Origin of the sequence: Propionicimonas sp. T2.31MG-18 (genome assembly GCF_964266745.1) — a bacterium.
In the GTDB taxonomy this organism is placed as follows: domain Bacteria; phylum Actinomycetota; class Actinomycetes; order Propionibacteriales; family Propionibacteriaceae; genus Propionicimonas.
The window spans coordinates 371350-388736 of sequence record NZ_CAXWGX010000023.1; the positions used below are offsets into that span (position 1 = coordinate 371350).

General features: G+C 73.3%; 20 protein-coding genes. 14 read left to right on the top strand and 6 right to left on the bottom strand.

Annotated elements, in window-relative coordinates:
* Positions 1–5: 5 nt before the first annotated feature.
* The 7 genes from idi to ACFQQJ_RS09760 are packed head-to-tail and all read left to right on the top strand — an operon-like array spanning position 6 to position 6196.
* On the top strand, positions 6–557 hold the full coding sequence (idi, locus tag ACFQQJ_RS09730) for an isopentenyl-diphosphate Delta-isomerase (protein WP_377106040.1): 552 nt from the start codon (positions 6–8) through the stop codon (positions 555–557).
* Positions 554–1675, top strand: coding sequence for a polyprenyl synthetase family protein (locus ACFQQJ_RS09735; RefSeq protein WP_377106042.1), 1122 nt, complete (start codon positions 554–556; stop codon positions 1673–1675). Before idi ends, ACFQQJ_RS09735 begins: the two co-directional genes overlap by 4 nt.
* Positions 1672–3147 carry a phytoene desaturase family protein gene (gene crtI, locus ACFQQJ_RS09740; protein WP_377106043.1) on the top strand — a complete coding sequence of 492 codons (1476 nt, stop codon included), beginning with the start codon at positions 1672–1674 and terminating at the stop codon, positions 3145–3147. Before ACFQQJ_RS09735 ends, crtI begins: the two co-directional genes overlap by 4 nt.
* Entirely contained in the window at positions 3144–4016 is an 873-nt protein-coding gene (locus ACFQQJ_RS09745; protein ID WP_377106045.1) for a phytoene/squalene synthase family protein, read from the top strand. Before crtI ends, ACFQQJ_RS09745 begins: the two co-directional genes overlap by 4 nt.
* A gap of 3 nt (positions 4017–4019) precedes the next feature.
* The gene (locus ACFQQJ_RS09750; RefSeq protein WP_377106047.1) at positions 4020–4361 is read left to right on the top strand and encodes a lycopene cyclase domain-containing protein; all 342 of its coding nucleotides are present in this window, start codon (positions 4020–4022) and stop codon (positions 4359–4361) included.
* Positions 4362–4676 carry a lycopene cyclase domain-containing protein gene (locus ACFQQJ_RS09755; RefSeq protein ID WP_377106049.1) on the top strand — a complete coding sequence of 105 codons (315 nt, stop codon included), beginning with the start codon at positions 4362–4364 and terminating at the stop codon, positions 4674–4676.
* The gene (locus tag ACFQQJ_RS09760; RefSeq protein WP_377106050.1) at positions 4673–6196 is read left to right on the top strand and encodes an FAD-dependent oxidoreductase; all 1524 of its coding nucleotides are present in this window, start codon (positions 4673–4675) and stop codon (positions 6194–6196) included. Before ACFQQJ_RS09755 ends, ACFQQJ_RS09760 begins: the two co-directional genes overlap by 4 nt.
* On the opposite strand, the gene panB is transcribed toward ACFQQJ_RS09760, so the two are convergent.
* The 3 genes from panB to ACFQQJ_RS09775 form a co-directional block, all read right to left on the bottom strand.
* Positions 6197–7066, bottom strand: coding sequence for a 3-methyl-2-oxobutanoate hydroxymethyltransferase (gene panB / locus ACFQQJ_RS09765; RefSeq protein ID WP_377106052.1), 870 nt, complete (start codon positions 7064–7066; stop codon positions 6197–6199).
* A 67-nt stretch (positions 7067–7133) separates the two neighbouring features.
* Positions 7134–7964: a pantoate--beta-alanine ligase gene (gene panC, locus ACFQQJ_RS09770; protein WP_377106053.1), complete on the bottom strand. Its 831-nt coding sequence runs from the start codon at positions 7962–7964 to the stop codon at positions 7134–7136.
* Complete coding sequence (locus ACFQQJ_RS09775) at positions 7961–8647, bottom strand: DUF2520 domain-containing protein (RefSeq protein WP_377106054.1); 687 nt, start codon at positions 8645–8647, stop codon at positions 7961–7963. The genes panC and ACFQQJ_RS09775 overlap by 4 nt, the downstream gene beginning before the upstream one ends.
* A gap of 177 nt (positions 8648–8824) precedes the next feature.
* Between ACFQQJ_RS09775 and ACFQQJ_RS09780 the strand changes: the two genes are divergently transcribed.
* The 6 genes from ACFQQJ_RS09780 to ACFQQJ_RS09805 all read left to right on the top strand — a co-directional run bounded on the left by ACFQQJ_RS09780 (position 8825) and on the right by ACFQQJ_RS09805 (position 14305).
* On the top strand, positions 8825–9091 hold the full coding sequence (locus tag ACFQQJ_RS09780; RefSeq protein WP_377106055.1) for a hypothetical protein: 267 nt from the start codon (positions 8825–8827) through the stop codon (positions 9089–9091).
* Between the two features lie 49 nt (positions 9092–9140).
* Entirely contained in the window at positions 9141–9782 is a 642-nt protein-coding gene (locus tag ACFQQJ_RS09785; protein WP_377106056.1) for a hypothetical protein, read from the top strand.
* A gap of 120 nt (positions 9783–9902) precedes the next feature.
* On the top strand, positions 9903–12284 hold the full coding sequence (locus tag ACFQQJ_RS09790) for a GMC oxidoreductase (RefSeq protein ID WP_377106057.1): 2382 nt from the start codon (positions 9903–9905) through the stop codon (positions 12282–12284).
* Complete coding sequence (locus tag ACFQQJ_RS09795; RefSeq protein ID WP_377106058.1) at positions 12281–13324, top strand: alpha/beta fold hydrolase; 1044 nt, start codon at positions 12281–12283, stop codon at positions 13322–13324. The genes ACFQQJ_RS09790 and ACFQQJ_RS09795 overlap by 4 nt, the downstream gene beginning before the upstream one ends.
* Before the next feature lie 122 nt (positions 13325–13446).
* A complete protein-coding gene (locus ACFQQJ_RS09800; RefSeq protein WP_377106059.1) occupies positions 13447–13587 on the top strand; it encodes a hypothetical protein in 141 nt (46 codons plus the stop codon).
* Positions 13588–13636: 49 nt separating this feature from the next.
* Positions 13637–14305: a class I SAM-dependent methyltransferase gene (locus ACFQQJ_RS09805; protein WP_377106061.1), complete on the top strand. Its 669-nt coding sequence runs from the start codon at positions 13637–13639 to the stop codon at positions 14303–14305.
* 137 nt (positions 14306–14442) lie between these two features.
* On the opposite strand, the gene ACFQQJ_RS09810 is transcribed toward ACFQQJ_RS09805, so the two are convergent.
* The 3 genes from ACFQQJ_RS09810 to ACFQQJ_RS09820 all read right to left on the bottom strand — a co-directional run bounded on the left by ACFQQJ_RS09810 (position 14443) and on the right by ACFQQJ_RS09820 (position 16453).
* Complete coding sequence (locus ACFQQJ_RS09810; RefSeq protein ID WP_377106062.1) at positions 14443–15273, bottom strand: DUF4097 domain-containing protein; 831 nt, start codon at positions 15271–15273, stop codon at positions 14443–14445.
* A 10-nt stretch (positions 15274–15283) separates the two neighbouring features.
* A complete protein-coding gene (locus ACFQQJ_RS09815; protein ID WP_377106063.1) occupies positions 15284–15742 on the bottom strand; it encodes a toxin-antitoxin system HicB family antitoxin in 459 nt (152 codons plus the stop codon).
* A 153-nt stretch (positions 15743–15895) separates the two neighbouring features.
* Positions 15896–16453 carry a TetR/AcrR family transcriptional regulator gene (locus ACFQQJ_RS09820; protein ID WP_377106066.1) on the bottom strand — a complete coding sequence of 186 codons (558 nt, stop codon included), beginning with the start codon at positions 16451–16453 and terminating at the stop codon, positions 15896–15898.
* A 94-nt stretch (positions 16454–16547) separates the two neighbouring features.
* Here ACFQQJ_RS09820 and ACFQQJ_RS09825 point away from each other — a divergent pair, with 94 nt between their 5' ends.
* Positions 16548–17321 carry a hypothetical protein gene (locus ACFQQJ_RS09825; RefSeq protein WP_377106067.1) on the top strand — a complete coding sequence of 258 codons (774 nt, stop codon included), beginning with the start codon at positions 16548–16550 and terminating at the stop codon, positions 17319–17321.
* Positions 17322–17387: the final 66 nt, after the last annotated feature.

A 17387-nucleotide genomic window follows, 5' to 3' on the forward strand; every position in this document is an offset into this window, starting at 1 on the left:
GCCGCATGATCGCCGAGCCTGCAGACGACCTCGTGGTGCTCCTCGACGAGCGTGACCTCCCTGTCGGGGAGGCGCCGCGGAGGAGTGTCCACACCGACCGCACGCCACGCCACCTGGCGTTCTCCTGCTACCTCTTCGACGAGCGCGGACGCATTCTGCTCACCCGCCGTGCGCTGGAGAAGGCCACCTGGCCCGGCGTGTGGACGAACTCCTGCTGCGGGCACCCCCGGCCGGGAGAGACGGCAGAGGACGCGGTGCGCCGCCGGGTCTCCCAGGAACTGGGTGCCGGGGTCGACGGGCTCGAGCTGGTGCTCCCGGACTTCGGCTACCGTGCTGTCGACGCCTCGGGAATCGTCGAGAACGAGGCCTGCCCGGTGTGGGTCGGCCGCCTGGCGGGCGTGCTGCGTCCGGACCCGTCGGAGGTGTGCGAGCACGCCTGGGTGGAGTGGGACGACCTGGTGCGCGTCGCCGACGCCGCGCCCGCGATGATCAGCCCGTGGGCCGCGCTCCAGGTGCCGCTGCTCGATGAGGCCCTGAGCAAGGCGGGTGCGGCATGACCCTGGTGAACCCCGCCCGTCACCACACCGGGCACAGCAACCGCAGCGGCGACGACGCCACCGTGGCGGCGGTCGAGGCCGAGATCGCCCGGGTCCTCGACGCCCTCCGGGCGAACTGGACACAGCTCGCGGCCGCCGTCGTCCCCAGGGACGGGGTGCTGCACACCGACTCCGTGCTCGACCTGCTGGAGGGCATGGTCCACTCCGGCGGCAAGCGCTTCCGTCCGCGCATGGCGCACTGGGGCTGGGTGGCCGCCGGCGGACACCGCACCGGCCACGGGCACGGCGAGCTGGTGCTCGCCGGCACGGCGCTCGAGCTGCTGCACGTGTTCGCCCTGATCCACGACGACGTCATGGACGGGTCAGAGACCCGGCGCGGGCGTCCCTCCGTCCACGCCAGCGCCCGGCGCCAGCACGCCGACCTGCACGGGGCCGGCGACCCGCAGCGCTACGGGGAGAACATCGCGATCCTCGCCGGCGACCTCGCCCACAGCGAGGCCGGCCTGGTGGTCGCCCGGCTGCCCCGTGAGCTGCAGGAGCTGTGGCGCACCCTCACCGTCGAACTGATGATGGGCCAGGGGCGCGACCTTGTGGGCGCGGCCAACGGCCGCCGCGACCTCGCGCACGCCCGCGAGGTCGCCCGGGCGAAGTCCGGGGCCTACACCGTGTGGCGTCCGCTCCAGCTCGGCGCGGTGGCGGCCGGCGCCTCGGCGCAGACGCTCTCCGCCCTCGAGCGCTACGGCATCGCGGTGGGGGAGGCGTTCGCCCTGCGCGACGACATCCTGGGTGTGATCGGCGACTCGCTCCAGACGGGCAAGCCCGTGGGGGACGACATCGTCGCCGGCAAGCCCACCGTGCTGATGGCTCTCGCGGAGGAGCGGTTCTCGCCGCGCTGGCGGCGGGCGCTGAAGCGCGCGGCATCCGGCCGGGCGTCCGCGGGGCTGGTGGCGTCGCTGCAGGACGAGTTCGTGCGCTCCGGCGTGATCGGTGACGTGGAGGCGATGATCCGGGACGCCGTGGCCGCAGCCTTCGTCGCCCTCGACGACCCGTCCATCGACCGCGAAGCCGCGGCGGGGCTGGAGGCGCTCGCCCGACGCGTGGCGTGGCGGAACACGTGAGCAGGGTGGTCGTGGTCGGGGCCGGTCTCGCCGGCCTCGCTGCCGCCGCACAGCTGGTGGGGGACGGTCACGACGTCGTGGTGGTCGAACGGGGGTCCGACCCGGGCGGCCGCGCGGGCGTCCTGGAGTCGGACGGGTTCCGGTTCGACACCGGTCCCACCGTGCTGACGATGCCCCACCTGCTCGACCGGGCGTTCGGCCGGCTCGGCCGGAAGCTGGCCGACGACGTGCCGCTGATCCGGCTCGACCCGGCCTACCGGGCGGTGTACTCCGACGGTTCGGAGCTCCTGGTGCGTTCCGACCCGGCCGACCAGGTGGCCGAACTCCGGCGGCGAGGCCTCGCACGCGACGCGCAGGCGTTCCCCGGCTTCGTCGACTGGCTGCAGGAGCTGTATGACGTTGAAGTACCGAACTTCATCGAGCGCAATTTCGACTCGGTGATCGACCTGGTGAACCGCCCCGCGGCCGCGGCGAAGCTGGTGCGCCTGGGCGGGTTCGGCAGTCTCGAGAAGGCGGTCTCGCGGAGGTTCGGGGATTCGCGACTGGTGCGGTTGTTGACTTTCCAGGCGATGTACGCCGGCCTCGCGCCGGCCGACGCCCTCGCCATCTACGCGGTGATCACCTACATGGACTGCATCTCCGGCGTGTACTTCCCCGAGGGCGGCATGCACCAGGTGCCGAAGGCCCTGGGGTCGGCCCTCACCGGTGCCGGCGCCCAGGTGCTCTACGACCACCCGGTGAGCCGGGTGCTGACCGACCCGACCGGCAAGTTCGCCGGAGTGGTCGCCGGCGGGGAGCGGATCGCCGCCGACGCCGTGGTGATCACCCTCGACCTGCCCACGGCGTACGAGGAGCTGCTGCCGCAGCTCAGCCCGCCGAGGGCGCTCGCGAGGGCGTCCTGGTCGCCGTCCGCACTGGTGTGGCACGTGGGCGTCCGCGGCGTTCCGTCCCCGGGCGTCGGGCACCACAACATCCATTTCGCCGACGCGTGGGCGTACTCCTTCGAGCAGCTCATCACGCGCAAGGAGCTGATGAGCGACCCGTCCCGCCTGGTCACGATCCCCAGCCTGGACGCCCCCGGGATGGCCCCGCCGGGCCACAGCACGCTCTACGTGCTGGAGCCCGTGCCGCACCTGGGCGCGCGGATCGACTGGACGGCGGAGCGGGGTCCGGCCCGCGAGCGCCTGCACAGCTTCCTCGCGGCGAACGGCTACCCTGACGACATCGTCACCGACCACCTCGTGACGCCGCTGGACTGGCGCGCACAGGGCATGGCGATGGGGACGCCGTTCAGCCTCGCCCACACCTTCGCCCAGACCGGCCCGTTCCGGCCCGCCAACGTCGAGCCGCGGATCCCGGGGGTCTTCTTCGCCGGCTCCGGCACCACCCCGGGCGTCGGCGTGCCGATGGTGCTGATCAGCGGCGAGCTGGCGGCCGAGCGGGTGCGTGACTACCTCGGCGGTGCCCGATGAGCGGACGCGACGAGCTGTCGGCCGGCTACGCGGAGTGCGCCCGGCTGACCCGCGCCTACGGCACGACGTACTACTGGGGTGCGGCCCTGCTGCCGGCACGGCAGCGCCGCCACGTCTACGCCGTGTACGCGCTGTGCCGGCTGGCCGACGACATCGTGGACGCCGACGGCGCCACCACGGTGGACGTGGCGGCGACGACCTCGGCGCTGGCCGCCTTCCGGACCGGGTTCGGCCGGGCACTGGCGGGCGACCCGCCGGACCCGACGCTGGCCGCGATCGCCCACACCGTCCACGAGACCAGCATCGCGACGGAGTGCTTCGACCGGTTCTTCGGCGCGATGGAGATGGACCTCACCGTCACCGGCTACCGCACGTGGGACGACCTTCTGGGCTACATGGAGGGCTCGGCGGCGGTGATCGGGGAGATGATGCTGCCGGTCCTGGAGCCGCTCACGCCGGAGGCGACCGCGCCGGCCCGCGCGCTGGGGTTCGCCTTCCAGCTGACGAACTTCCTGCGCGACGTGGGGGAGGACCTCGACCGGGGGCGCGTCTACGTGCCCGCCGACGACCTCGAGCGCTTCGGTGCCGACCCCTGGCGGCGCCGTGTCGACCCGGCCTGGCGCGAGGTGATGGCGTTCGAGATCGCCCGGAACCGGGAGCTCTACGCCCAGGCGCGCACCGGGCTGGCGATGCTGCCGCCGGCCTCGGCGCGCTGCGTCGGCACCGCGCTGACCCTGTACTCCGGGATCCTTGAACGCATCGAGGCGCGCGACTACGACGTCTTCTCCGGCCGGGCAAGGGTGCCGACCTGGCGCAAGGCCGTGACCGCGGCCACGAGCCTGGTCGCCGGCGCAGCGAAGGTGGCCTGAGCCGTGCCCGGGGAGTACCTGCTGCTGATGGCGGCGTGCCTGCTGCTGACGCTGCCCCTGGAGTTCTGGCTGCGGGCGCGGGTGTACCGGCGTCCCGTGCGCCTCGCGATCGCGCTCGCCCCATCGCTGGTCGTCTTCTACGTCTGGGACGCCGTCGCGATCGCCCGGGGCCACTGGGGCTACAGCCCCGACCACACCGTGGGCTGGCTGCTGCCGGGCGCGGTGCCACTGGAGGAGTTCGTGTTCTTCCTGGTGATCCCGATCTGCGGGCTGCTCACCTACGAGGCCGTGGGGACGGTGCTGCGGCGCCGGCGTCCCGCGGGCCGCGCCACCGAGGGGGACTGAATGCCGGAGTACACCGTCGCGACCGTCGTCGCCGTGCTGGTGGTGGTCGCCATCGAGTTGCTGTGGGCGCGGACGGGCATCTTCCGCAGCGCCCAGTACTGGCTGGCGATGGCGATCGTCTTCTTCTTCCAGGTGTGGGTGGACGGATGGCTCACCAAGTTGAGCGCGCCCATCGTGCTGTACGCCCCCGAGCACTTCCTGGGCCTGCGTTTCCCCTTCGACATCCCGATCGAGGACTTCGGCTTCGGGTTCGCCCTGGTCACAGCGGTGATCATCACCTGGGAGGTCGCCGGACGACGGGAGGTGCGCTCGTGAGGCCGTGGCGTCCGGGCCGGGACGGCAGGGCCGTCCGCCACCCGGCACCGGCGCCCGCGTGGCAGCGCGCGTCCGTCGCCGGCACCACCCGCAGGGTGGTCGTGGTGGGCGGCGGCATCGCCGGCCTCGCCGCGGCCACGGGCCTGGCCGAGCGCGGTGTCGAGGTCGTGCTGGTCGAGGCGCAGCCGACCCTCGGTGGACGGGTGCGCTCCTGGCCGATCGACCTGCCCGGGGGCCACGCCGGCACGATGAGCCGCGGCTTCCACGCGTTCTTCCGGCAGTACTACAACCTGCGGGCACTGTTGCGCCGGACCGACCCCGACCTCTCCCGGCTGGTGCCGGTGGCGGACTACCCCCTCCAGCTGGCTCCCACCGATGGCGGCGAGCCGGTGGTGGACTCCTTCGCGAAGGTTCCCCGGACCCCGCCGTGGAACCTCGTGGGTTTCGTCGCGACCAGCCCCTCCTTCCACCTGCGCGACCTCGCCGGGGTGGACGTCCGCGAGGCGATGGGCCTGCTGAAGGTGCGGTTCCCCCAGACCTACTCCGACCTGGACGGCGTCAGCGCGGCCCAGGCCCTCGACCGGCTGCGGTTCCCGGAGTCGGCGCGGCACCTCGCGCTCGAGGTGTTCGCCCGCAGCTTCTTCGCCGACCCGCGGGAGTTCTCCGCCGGAGAGCTCGTGGCGATGTTCCACACCTACTTCGTCGGCTCGGCGGAGGGCCTGCTGTTCGACGTGCCCGACGACGACTACGACACCGCCCTGTGGGCCCCGCTGGGCCGCTACCTGGCCGGTCTCGGGGTGGACGTGCGCACCGGCGTCCGGGCCACCGGGCTCGGGGAGAGCGGCGAAGGGGTGGTGGTCGCGACCTCCTCCGGCGACCTCGCGGCGGACGCGGTGGTCCTCGCGGTCGACACCCGCCCGCTCCAGGCCCTCGTCGCCGACGCCGGCTGGCTGGGCGACGCCGCCTGGCGCGACCGGATCGCCGCGCTGCGGACCGCGCCGCCGTTCGGGGTCGGACGACGCTGGCTGGCCGGCCCGGTGCCGTGGGCGTCGGCGTTCCTTGGGACGAGCGGCTACGGGCCGCTGGACAACCTCAGTCGCCTCGACGCCTTCGAGGACGGTGCCGCGCGGTGGAGCCGCGGCACGGGAGGGACGGTGCTCGAGGTGCACGGCTACGCACTGGCCGACACCTCCGACGCCACGCGGGAGCGGTTGTGGCACGAGGCGTCCCGGCTGCACCCCGAGATCGACGCCCTTCCCGTGGTGGCGGAGGAGTGGCTGGTGGCCGACGACTGCCCGCTGGTCGACACCTCGCCCTGGCGCGACCGTCCGGAGGTCACCACGCCGGACCGCCGGGTGGTGCTCGCCGGTGACCTCGTCCGGTGCGACTTCCCGATCGCGCTGATGGAGCGTGCGGCCACCACGGGCTGGCAGGCGGCCAACACGCTGCTGTCCGGATTCGGGGCCCGCGGCCACGACCTGTGGTCGCCGCCGATGGCCGGCCTGCTCGCCGGCCGCTAGTCAGGCCAGTCGTGCCCGGAGGGCGTCCAGCTCTTCCGCGCTGATCGCGTAGGTGTGCTCCTCTGCGGGGAAGCTGCGGTCGCGCACCGCGGCGGCGTAGTCGGCCAGCCCCTGGAGCACGCGGGGCCGGAGGTCGGCGAACGTGCGGACGAAGCCCGGGAGGCGTCCGCTGCCCAGGCCGAGCAGGTCGTGCCACACCAGCACCTGGCCGTCGGTGCCCGCGCCGGCGCCGATCCCGATCGTGAGGCAGTCCAGGCGCGGCGCGATCAGCTCGGTGACCGCGGCCGGGACGGCCTCGAGCACGATGGCGAAGCAGCCGGCCTCCTGCAGCCCGAGGGCGTCGGCGAGCAACCGCTCGGCCTGCGCGGCGGTGCGTCCCTGCACCTTGTAGCCACCGAGTGAGGTGGCGGCCTGGGGGGTGAGGCCGATGTGGCCGACCACCGGGATCCCGGCCTCCACGATCGCGCGGGCGCGGGCGATCATGGGCCCGCCCCGTTCGAGCTTCACCGCGTCGGCGCCGCCCTCCTTCACGAACCGCTGCGCGGCGTGCACCGCGTCGGCGTCGGTGGCCTCGTACGAGCCGAACGGGAGGTCGGCCACCAGCAGCGCCGAGCGCAGGCCGCGCCGCACCGCGCGGGTGAGCACCAGCAGCTCGTCGACGCCGACCTGGACGGTCGAGTCGTAGCCGAGCACCACGTTGGCCGCGGAGTCACCGACCAGCACCAGGTCGATGCCGGCCTCCTCGGCCATCACGGCGCTGGGGTGGTCGTAGGCCGTGACCATCACCACCGGCTGTCCCTCGGCCTTGAGCCGGGCGAGGGACGCGAGGGTGACGCGCGAGCGCCTGGGGTCGTGGTGTCCACCGGACATGGTCACTCCTGTCGGTCGGCCGCACGGGTGGCGGGGACGGCGCGCGGGGCGCCGCGCAGGCGGGTGGTCACGGGGTGACCACCATGTTGTCGATGAGGCGGACGGGGCCGACGCGGACGGCGAGCGCCACCAGCGCGGGCAGGTCGACCGATGCCACCGGCGCGAAGGAGCCGGGGTCCACCACGGCGATGTACTCCGCGGTGAGGCCCTCGCCGGCGAGAGTCCGCTCGACGACGGCCGCGACCGCCACCGGGTCGCGCAGGCCGGCGGCGACGGCGTCCCTGGCCGCGGACAGCCCGCGGTGCAGCGCGGTCGCGCGGCGGCGGTCGTCCGGGCCGAGGCGGACGTTGCGGCTGCTCATCGCCAGCCCGTCCGGCTCACGGACGGTGGGCAGCACCTCGATCTCCACCGGCAGGTCGAGGTCGGCCACCATGCGGCGGACCACCGCCACCTGCTGGGCGTCCTTCGCGCCGAAGAAGGCGACGTCGGGGCCGACCATGTTGAACATCTTGGCCACCACGGTGGCCACCCCGGCGAAGTGGCCGGGACGCTGCGCCCCCTCCAGCACGTCCGCGATCCCGGCGACCGTCACCGTGGTCGCGTGACCGGCGGGGTACACCTCCTCGACCGTCGGGGCGAACAGGACGTCCGCGCCGCACGCCGCGGCCAGCGCGGCGTCGCGCTCCTCGTCCCTGGGGTAGGCAGCGAGGTCGGCGGCCTCGTTGAACTGCGTGGGGTTCACGAACAGCCACACCACGACGAGGTCGCACGCGGCCCGGGCCGCGCGCACCAGCGAGAGGTGCCCCTCGTGGAAGGCGCCCATCGTGGGCACCAGGCCGACCCGTCCCGCGCCGGCGACGGCCGCGCGCACCGACGCCACGTCCCGCACGATCCTCATCGACGGACCACCTCCACCATCTCGTCGTACAGCGCGAGCAGGTCCGGCGCGCGGTCCCGGATGGCCTCGCGGTGCCGCTCGAGGGTCGCGAGGTCCCCGCGCGCCGCCGGCCCGGTGAGGGCGTCGGGGCCCAGGCGCGCCCAGTTCTCCACCGTCGCGCGCACCAGCGGGACCAGATCGGCCCGGTCGAGGCCGGCGGTCCGGCCCAGACGGGTCGCCGCTTCCTCCAGCGCGACCAGGAAGTTCGACGCCATGGACGCCGCCGCGTGGTACGCGGCGCGGTCGGGGTCGGCGACCGTGATCGGTCGCATTCCCAGCCGTGCGGCGAGGCGGGCGGCGACGGGGTGGCCGGCGATCGCGCACGCCACGTCGCGGAAGTCGGCGTGCCCGTCGGCGGGCACGGTCATCAGCGGGTGCAGCGAGAAGGCCGGGCGCGAGCCCAGCGGGGCCAGCGTGGTGGCCCCGGAGCAGTGGCCGATCACCGGCCCGGCCGGGATCCCCGCCGCAGCCTCCGCGATCTCGCGGTCGGGGACGCACAGCAGCACGACCCCCGCGTCGGGTCCGGGAAGCTCGCCGCGGCGCAGCGGGCCCTCGACCACCACGCCGTCCGCGCGCAGGGCCGCGGCGATGGCGCTGCCGAGGCGCCCCGCGCCCACGATCGACACCCGCTCGAGATCCCGCATGTTCTCCCACGTTCGCCCGCGGACGGACCGCGTCGGCGCCGTCGCGCCGCGGTCCACCAGTCTAGGGGCTGGGTCTCCCGCGGGCCCCGGGAGGGGCGGCCTTCCGGGGTCGCTGCCGCCCCGGGCCGTCCCCACCGGGCGCCTGCGCGGGGGCCGGGCCACCCCTAGCATGGGGTCATGGAGCAACCCAGTGGCCGTATCGAGGAACTCCGCGAGCAGGCGGCGCAGGCGCGGGTGCGTGCGCTCGAAGCCCACCGCGGCCTGATCGAGGAACTGTCCGGCGTCTGGCGCGAGCTCAACGAGCTCGGCGGCGGTCCGGACGTGCGCAAGCTCCGCGACCGGGTGGCCGGCGACATCGCGCGGCTGGAGAAGCTGGACCTCGTCTTCGACGCCGAGTGGCTCGAGGACGTCCGGCAGGCCGCGCAGCGCGGTGGCGGGGCCTGAGCGCACGGACGCCGCCGGCACGCGGGCCCGGGCTGTCTACACTCCCGGTGTGACCACCGCCGAGACCCCGCCGGCCGTTCCCGGGGGGCGCCGGACCGGGTTCGTCATGCTCGGCGTGTCCGCAGTGCTGTGGGTGGTCGTGACCGTCCACGCCTGGCTGCCGCCGCTGCTGGAGCGCGGCTTGTTCCCCCTCGCCGTGGCGAGGGTCGTCGTACGGCCGGTCGACATCGTCGCCGTCGTGGTCACGATGTTCCTGGCCGGGCTCGCCTCGGTCTTCGCCCTCCTGCTGCTGGTGCCCCGGTGGTGGATCCTCATTCCCACGATCGTGGTCTTCATGGCGCCGCTGCTGACGCTCAAGCCGGCGGGCCTGTGGTGGTCGGCCACCCTCTACCACTCGGTCCACAGCGAGGAGTTCTCCCGGCTCGAGCAGTACCTCGCGGCCACACCGGTCGCGTCCGCGCCGGGCGGCACGGCGCTGCCGGCCGACCTCGCCCACCTCTCCGCGACGGGGAGCGTGTCCTCCTCCGGCGACGGGGTGTTCCTCCCGGTGTGGGTCGGCGTCCCCAACGGAGCGGGTGGCTTCTTCCTCACCGACTCCAGTCCGGCCGGTGCCGACCTCGGCGGCGTCGCGTGCACGGCGCCCGTCCGGGTCGAGGGACGCTGGTGGGCGTGCGGGATGCCGGTGCGCTGAGCGCACCGGCCGGAGCGCCCGTCGGATGCGGCCGCTGCCGCTGGGCATTAGTGCGCCTTGCTGCCCCACCCGGGCGGCGGGATCCTCGCCCCAGGTGTGCTGCACGGGGGAGGTGGAGGCATGCTGCGGTCGTCGGGCAGCGGCTCCGGTGCACAGGGCGTCGAGACGTGCGACGCGCTCGTGGTGGGCTCGGGCTTCGGGGGTTCGGTGGCGGCGTACCGGCTGGCGCAGGCCGGCCGGTCGACGGTCCTGCTGGAGCGGGGCCAGCCGTACCCGCCCGGCAGTTTCGCGCGGAACCCCTACGAGATGAGCCGGGCGTTCTGGGAACCCAAGGACGGGCTGTTCGGACTGTTCGACGTCCGCTCGTTCCGCAAGCTGGAGGCGATCGTCTCCAGCGGGCTGGGGGGCGGCTCGCTCATCTACGCCAATGTCCTGCTGCGCAAGGACGAACGCTGGTTCGTCCACGACTCACCCCTGCCCGGCGGGGGCTACGAGAACTGGCCGGTCAGCCGGTCCGACCTCGACCCGCACTACGACGCCGTCGAGGCCATGCTCACGCCCGTGCCGTCCCCGTACCCTGACCTGCCGAAGGCGAAGGCCCTGCGGGAGGCCGCCCAGGCCCTGGGCCTGGAGACCTTCCATCCGCCGCTGGCGATCAGCTTCGCCCCGCCGGGCGGCGAGCCGGCGCCCAAGCAGGTCATCCCCGAACCCGCGTACGGCAACCTGCACGGCCTCACCCGGCTGACCTGCCGGCTGTGCGGCGAGTGCGACATCGGCTGCAACGAGGGCGCCAAGAACACCCTCGACCACACCTACCTGTCCGCGGCCGTCCGTGCGGGGGCTGACCTGCGCACGCTCAGCGAGGCGGTCGGGATCCTCCCGCTGGCCGGCGGCGGCTACGAGGTCTCCTACGTGCAGTACGGCAGCGACCTCGACGAGACGGGGGAGCGGTCCCGCACCCAGCGGAGGATCCGCTGCGCGTCGCTGTTCCTCGCCGCGGGAACGTTCGGCACGACGGCGCTCCTGCTGCGCAACCGGCTGAACCTCCCGGCGCTGGGGCGCGCGCTCGGCACGCGTTTCAGCGGCAACGGCGACCTGCTCACCTTCTGCATGGGGGCACGGGCGGAGGGCCCGGCCGGCGGCATGCGGCTGATCGACGGCAGCTACGGCCCGGTGATCACGACGGCGATGCGCGTCCCCGACGGCCTGGACGAGGGGGGCGAGCGCCGGGGCTACTACGTGCAGGAGGCGGGCTTCCCCGACTTCGCGAACTGGTTGATCGAGACGACCGCCGTCGGCTCGTCCGTGCAGCGGGCTGCCGTCGTCGCCCGCGACCTGCTGCGCTACCGGTTCGGGTCCCGCTACGAGTCGACGATCTCCGCCGAGATCGCGCGCCTGGTCGGCCAGGGCCGGCTGGGCAGCAGCGCGCTGCCCCTGCTGGGCATGGGACGCGACACCCCCGACGGCCGGATCGTGCTCCGCGACGGCGAACTGGACGTCAGCTGGACCTCGGCGACGTCCATGGCGTACTTCCGCTCGATGCGGGAGACGATGCGCGGGATCGCCGGAGCCCTGCACGCCGACTACCACGACAGCCCGCTGTGGTGGACCCGCCGGGTGGTCACCGTCCACCCGCTCGGGGGGGTCCCGATGGGCAGGGACGTCCAGGAGGGGGTCGTGGACGCCCACGGCCAGGCGTTCGGCCACCCCGGGCTCTACGTCGTCGACGGGGCGCAGATGCCCGGACCGGTGGGGCCGAACCCCGCGCTGACCATCGCTGCGCTCGCCGACCGGACCGTCGAGCGGGTGCTGGAGTCGGGCCGGCCGCCGCGTCCGTCGCCGGACGTCGAACGGGGGGAGGAGCCCGCCGCCGGGCCGGCCCCGGAAGAGGGGCGGAGCGTGCGCTTCACCGAGCAGATGAAGGGCTACCTCTGCCTGGGCGAGACCGACCCGCTCGAGGGCTGGCGGCGCGGACGGGTGCTCGGCCACCGCTTCATGTTCGAGCTGACGATCGAGGCGCCCGACATCGACAGGTTCGTCGCCGGCGGCGACCACGAGGGCACCGCGACCGGCGTCGTCCGCTGCGAGCTCCTCGGTGGGGAGCTGCCGGTCGAGCGGGGGTGGTTCAACCTGTTCGTCGAGGAGGCCGACGGCAGCCGCCAGATGCGCTACCGGCTGTGGCTGCGCGACCTCGCCGGTGCGCCGGTCACGCTGTACGGCTACAAGGTGGTGCGGGACGACCCCGGCCTGGACGTCTGGCGCGACACCTCGACCCTGTACGTGACCCTCCTGTCCGGGCACGTGGCGCCGGGTGGTGAGGGAGAGGTCGCGGGTGCCGGCGTCCTGCGGATCCTGCCGCAGGACTTCGCCCGGCAGCTCACCACCTTCCGTTCCGGCGGCGGTGGGGCGGTGGCCTCGATGGCGAGCTTCGGGGCGTTCTTCGGCCGCTCGCTGAGAGACGTCTACCTCGCGCCGTCCGCCCCGCGGGGGGACCGGCGATGAGCGGGCCGGTGCTCGAGCGGCGGCGCACCCGTGACGAACGGCACGTCCTGCGGGCCGGCGACGGGCTCCCGCTCACCCTCATCCGGGTGCGGGGTGCCGAGGCGCCGACGAAGGGGCCGGTGCTGCTGGTCCACGGCGCCGGGGTGCGCGCCGAGCTCTTCCGGCCGCCGGTGGAGCGGACGATCGTCGACGTGCTGGTCGACGACGGCTGGGACGTCTGGCTGTTCAACTGGCGGGCGTCCATCGACCTGGACCCCGTGCCGTGGAGCCTGGACGACGCGGCCGCGTTCGACCACCCGGCCGCCGTGGGCTACATCGCCGAGCAGACCGGCGCGGAGTCGATCAGGGCAGTGGTGCACTGCCAGGGCTCGACGTCGTTCTGCATGAGCGCGGTCGCCGGCCTGCTGCCGCAGGTGGACGTCATCGTCAGCAACGCGGTGTCGCTGCACCCGGTCATCCCGGCGTTCGCGCGGTTCAAGATCCGGTCGCTGCGCCCGGCGATGCAGCAGCTGACCCCCTACCTGAACCCGGCCTGGGGGGACGGCCCGACGACCGGCTTCTCGCGGGTGGCGCGGGCCGCCGTCCTGGCCACGCACCGCGAGTGCGACAATCCGGTCTGCCGGATGGTGAGCTTCACCTACGGCTCGGGCCGGCCGGCGCTGTGGTCGCACGAGAACCTGAACGAGGACACCCACGACTGGCTGCGGGGGGAGTTCGGGGTGGTGCCGATGAGCTTCTTCGCGCAGATGGCCGCGTGCGTCAAGGCCGGGGAGCTGGTGTCGGTGTCCCGGCGGCCGGGCCTTCCGTCCCGGTACGCCTCGGGCCCTCCCCGCACGGACGCCCGGTTCGCGCTCATCGCAGGGCTGCGCAACCGCTGCTTCCTTCCCGACAGCCAGCGCCGGTCGTTCGAGTTCCTGTCCCGCCACCGCACCGGCGACACGCTCCACCTGCTGCCGGACTACGGGCATCTGGACGTGTTCCTGGGCCGGCGGGCGGCCGAGGACGTCTTTCCGGTGATCCTGGGCGAGCTCAACCGGTGACCGGGACGCCCGCCACCTCCCGGCGGGTCCTCGGCGCGCGGGCGGCGGTGCCGTCGCGCCCTGCAGCACTGTGGTGAGTGGCGGGGAGGAGAACTCGCCCAGGGGCCCTGCCCGACCGTGACATGCTGATCTCGAACATCCGGGCCGGGTGCGTGACCGACTACGGCGTCCTCACGCTCGCCGTGCTCGACCCGCTCCCGGGACTCTGTTGCACGCCGGCCCGAAGGACGCTCACGCCGCCGCGCGAGGACCGCTCAGAGTGAGCCCGACGCGCATGCCCCTCACGCGGGCAGCCGCTGTAGCGTGGAGGCTGTGAGCGGCAGGCCCGAGATTGCCCGCGTCTGGACGACGACAGGCACCCGCGCCAGGTATGACCGGATATCCCGCTCCTACGAACTCATCGAGGGGGTCTGGGAACGGCCCGTCCGGCGTATCGGGCTCGATGCGCTGAGCGCCGCACCCGGCGAGTCGCTGATCGAGGTCGGGTGCGGACCGGGCTACGCGCTCGTCGACATCGCCCGGGCGGTCGGGCAGGACGGACGAGCGGTGGGTGTCGATCTCGCCGACGGCATGTGCCGCGTCGCGCGCCGGCGGGTGATCCGCCGGCGGCTTGCTCAGCGTGCCTGGCTCGTTCAGGGAGATGCGTCGCGCCTGCCGCTGGCGAGTGGCTCCTTCGACGGCGCCTTCATGAGCTTCGTCCTCGAACTCTTCGACACCCCGCAGATACCGCTCGTGCTTGCCGAGTGTCAGCGGGTCGTTCGCCCGGGTGGCCGGCTCGTGGTCGCATCGCTCAGCAAGGAGGGCCCCGAGCCGCCGATGCGACGACTCTACGAGCACGGCCATGCGCGGTTCCCTCGCCTGCTGGATTGCCGACCCATCTACGTCGCTCGTGCCGTGCGCGAAGCAGGCATGGAGATCACCTCTGTGCGCACGGTGTCGCTGTGGGGACTTCCCGTCGAGGTGGTCCGGGCTCGAACGTGAGCCGTCGGATCCAGAGGCTCAAGACGACGTCGAACTGCCAGATCTGATCGACGTTCACGCACGTCGGCGAGGCGCACATGCGCTGGCTGTGCGCCGACTCGGACGGTCGAGGCTCCCGACCCAGCCGCGTGCCGGACCTACACCGTGAGCGTCACGTCCCCCACGCCCGAGCGGGCGGCGACCTTCACGAAGGGCTCGCCGGGCTCTGGCTCCCCGTGAGAAGGCACGTGGCTGCGCACCTCACCCATGCCGGTGGTCAGGTCCTGCCAGACGGGGACGGTGCTCGGCACCTGTACGGTGACGTCGCCCATGCCGGTACGGACTTCGGCGCTGCCCTCGCCGACCACGGCGTGCACGTCCCCGGCGCCCGAGACGATGCTCAGTTGCCCCTTGGACGAGCCGACGTGGACGTCGCCGGTGCCCGTGCGGATCTCGAGGCGGCCCGACGCGTCGTCCACGGAGATGTCGCCGGTGCCGGTGTTGAGGGTGGCCGAACCGACACGCGGCAGCCGGATGTCGCCGGCGCCGGTGGACAGGACCGCGCTCTCGCACGCTTCCGCGACGATGCTGCCCGCGCCGGTCCTGGCCACGGTCCTGCCGGAGCGTCCCTGAATCTCGATGTCGCCGTACTTGGTTTCGAGGGAGAGCGGGGCGTCCGGCGGGCAGTGCACGTCCGCGTCCACCCTGAGCCCCCCGCCGAGGGCGAAGGAGAGCGCGCCCAGGTTGAAGGAGATGCCGGACGTCCCTTCGGCCGGCAGGTGGGGGATGGTGACGGTCACGCGGGTGCCGTCGACCCGGGACTCGACGAGGCCGAAGTCCACGGCCTGGTTGCTGGTGAGAGTGACGCGGACCTCGCCGGGTGCACCGTCGTGCAGGACGTGGATCTCCCCGCGGTGGTTGTTGAGGGTCAGCTCGGGCAGCCCGTCGAGGGTGTACTCGAGGGTGTGGCTGCGGGTCATCGTGGTCATGGTGTCCTCCTCAGGCCCAGCCGGAGATGCGGCGGGACGAACGGTGGGAAGTGGTGTCGGATGTGGTGGCGCGGCGCAGTGCCTGGACGATCCACGTGTTGAGCGACTGGCCGGCGATCTGGGCGGCGGACTCGGCGCGCTTCTTGACGGCCTCGGGAAGCCGGACAGTGACCCGCGCGGAGTTGTCGTCATCGCCGGGTTCGGAGTCGTGGGCCGCGAGGGTCGCCTCGTTGCGGACGATGTGCCAGTCGGGGTCCCTGCCTTCCATGCGGACGGTGATCACGGGGCCGTCGAGTTCGGCCGTCAACTGCGCAGCGGCATCACTGAGCAGTTGCACCATCGCCAGTCGAAGACCGGGCTCGATCACGGAAGCGACGCGCTGGGTCAACTCCCGGGTCTGCTGGTCGGCGAGTGCCGTTGCGCGATCGAGGTCGCGAGCGACGGCTTCGAGGTAGGGAGCGAGTTGCATGACTCCAGCATGACATCACTTTGACGTCATTGCAATGTCTTGCGGCGTCAGACCGGTACCTGCAGGTGGCGACCGTTGGCGGTGATGGAGAGGGACTCGAACTCCCACGGGGGTGGGACGCCCGCATGCTCGGACGGCTCTCGCCGCGGGTGGTCAGTCGTGCGTCAGCCGGCCGAGCCCGGGGCTGAGGAGCGCGAGGAGGGTGGCGGCCGCGTCGGCCGGCGGCACGTCCCGGCCGTGCTCGAGCCACCACATCAGAGCGGCCCACACCGCGCCACCCAGGGCGGCCGCGAGCTCCTCGCGGTGCGGTTCGGTCAGGTTGGGCGCAGTCACCTCCAGTCGCCCCCGGATGTGGGTGTCGATCTGCTGCCGGAACGCCGCCACCATGGGGCCGCCGCGACCAAGGAGCAGATACGGCTCTGCGAGGACGCGATGCTGGGCGAGGTGGTCGAACAGGCCGGGCACGAAGCCGAGGCAGTGGCCCTCCCCGGTCGCCGGTACGACCTCGGCAGCCCCCAGGAAGGCGTCGGCCAGCAGGGCGTCGAGGTCCTCGTAGTGCAGGTAGAACGTCGAGCGTGAACAGCGGGCGTGAGCCACGACCTCCGACACCGTCACCTCGTCCCAGCTGCGGGTGCGGAGCAGGTCCAGCAAGGCGCCCCGGAGCCGGTACCGGGTGCGGATCGCCCGAGGATCCACCGATGTCGGACACATGCGCGGCTCCTGTCCGGAACTGACCGGGTTCGTCGTGGCGCACGAGGCGAGGGTGCCGGATCGTGGAATCACAAGCCCATCGTCAGGAGGAACCATGACCGCCACAGCCCTGCCCACCATGCCAGGGACACTGAACCATCCCGATCCTATCGAGCGGGTCCGGCGGCTCGGCACCGCCGCAGCGCTCCTCGCCATGCCCTGCATCTTCCTGTTCGCGTTCGTGACCCACCCGGGGCTGGGCAGCATCCGGATGCTCGAGCCGGCCGACCTGATCCTGCGGGCGCGCGGAAACCCCGTCCTGCAGTTCGCACACGCCCTCGTGACCCTCAACACGGCCCTCCTCGTTGTCGTCGCGCTGCACCTGCGGTCGCTGCTACGGGTCGGGCGCGGCGCGTGGGCCGGCCTGGTCGGAGGCGCGATGGCTGTGCTCGGAGCCTGCCTGCTCGCCGCAGACAAGGGCGCCCTCTGCCTCACCATGAGCGCGCTGGACGCCGTCGACGACGCCACCTTCGCCGCGATGATGCCCGGCCTCACGGCCATCTTTGACAAGCAGGGCTGGGTGGTCCTGGTGTGGGGAATGGTGCTGCTGCCCCTGGGCGTCGCCGTGCAGGCGATCGGTCTCATCCGGGCCCGACAGTGGCCGGCGTGGCAGGGGGCCGCCCTGCTTGCAGGCTCTCTGCTGATCGCTGCGCCCGACGGAATGGAGATCATCAACGCGACCGCCGCCCTCGCGCTCCTGGTGGCGCTCGCACCGCAGGCCGTCCGCCTCGCCCGCGGACGCTCAACAACCACTGCGGGCTCCGCTGCCTCGCGCTGCCGCAGCTGCCGGCATCGCCTCGCCGCGACAACCGTCCGGCAGACCTCCTGATGGTGGCCGCGTGCGTGGCGTGCCTGGCGCTCGTCCGCCTGCTGGCTCGGTGGGGTCGTGGGCACC

Excerpts from the sequence above, each read along its gene's own strand:
- ACFQQJ_RS09810 (WP_377106062.1), bottom strand. The coding sequence starts at position 15,273 with ATGACCACGATGACCCGCAGCCACACCCTCGAGTACACCCTCGACGGG.
- ACFQQJ_RS09755 (WP_377106049.1), top strand. The coding sequence starts at position 4,362 with ATGCCGGAGTACACCGTCGCGACCGTCGTCGCCGTGCTGGTGGTGGTC.
- ACFQQJ_RS09795 (WP_377106058.1), top strand. The coding sequence starts at position 12,281 with ATGAGCGGGCCGGTGCTCGAGCGGCGGCGCACCCGTGACGAACGGCAC.
- idi (WP_377106040.1), top strand. The coding sequence starts at position 6 with ATGATCGCCGAGCCTGCAGACGACCTCGTGGTGCTCCTCGACGAGCGT.
- panB (WP_377106052.1), bottom strand. The coding sequence starts at position 7,066 with ATGTCCGGTGGACACCACGACCCCAGGCGCTCGCGCGTCACCCTCGCG.
- ACFQQJ_RS09745 (WP_377106045.1), top strand. The coding sequence starts at position 3,144 with ATGAGCGGACGCGACGAGCTGTCGGCCGGCTACGCGGAGTGCGCCCGG.
- ACFQQJ_RS09815 (WP_377106063.1), bottom strand. The coding sequence starts at position 15,742 with ATGCAACTCGCTCCCTACCTCGAAGCCGTCGCTCGCGACCTCGATCGC.
- panC (WP_377106053.1), bottom strand. The coding sequence starts at position 7,964 with ATGAGGATCGTGCGGGACGTGGCGTCGGTGCGCGCGGCCGTCGCCGGC.
- ACFQQJ_RS09800 (WP_377106059.1), top strand. The coding sequence starts at position 13,447 with ATGCTGATCTCGAACATCCGGGCCGGGTGCGTGACCGACTACGGCGTC.
- ACFQQJ_RS09820 (WP_377106066.1), bottom strand. The coding sequence starts at position 16,453 with ATGTGTCCGACATCGGTGGATCCTCGGGCGATCCGCACCCGGTACCGG.
- ACFQQJ_RS09735 (WP_377106042.1), top strand. The coding sequence starts at position 554 with ATGACCCTGGTGAACCCCGCCCGTCACCACACCGGGCACAGCAACCGC.
- ACFQQJ_RS09780 (WP_377106055.1), top strand. The coding sequence starts at position 8,825 with ATGGAGCAACCCAGTGGCCGTATCGAGGAACTCCGCGAGCAGGCGGCG.
- ACFQQJ_RS09825 (WP_377106067.1), top strand. The coding sequence starts at position 16,548 with ATGACCGCCACAGCCCTGCCCACCATGCCAGGGACACTGAACCATCCC.
- ACFQQJ_RS09775 (WP_377106054.1), bottom strand. The coding sequence starts at position 8,647 with ATGCGGGATCTCGAGCGGGTGTCGATCGTGGGCGCGGGGCGCCTCGGC.
- ACFQQJ_RS09790 (WP_377106057.1), top strand. The coding sequence starts at position 9,903 with ATGCTGCGGTCGTCGGGCAGCGGCTCCGGTGCACAGGGCGTCGAGACG.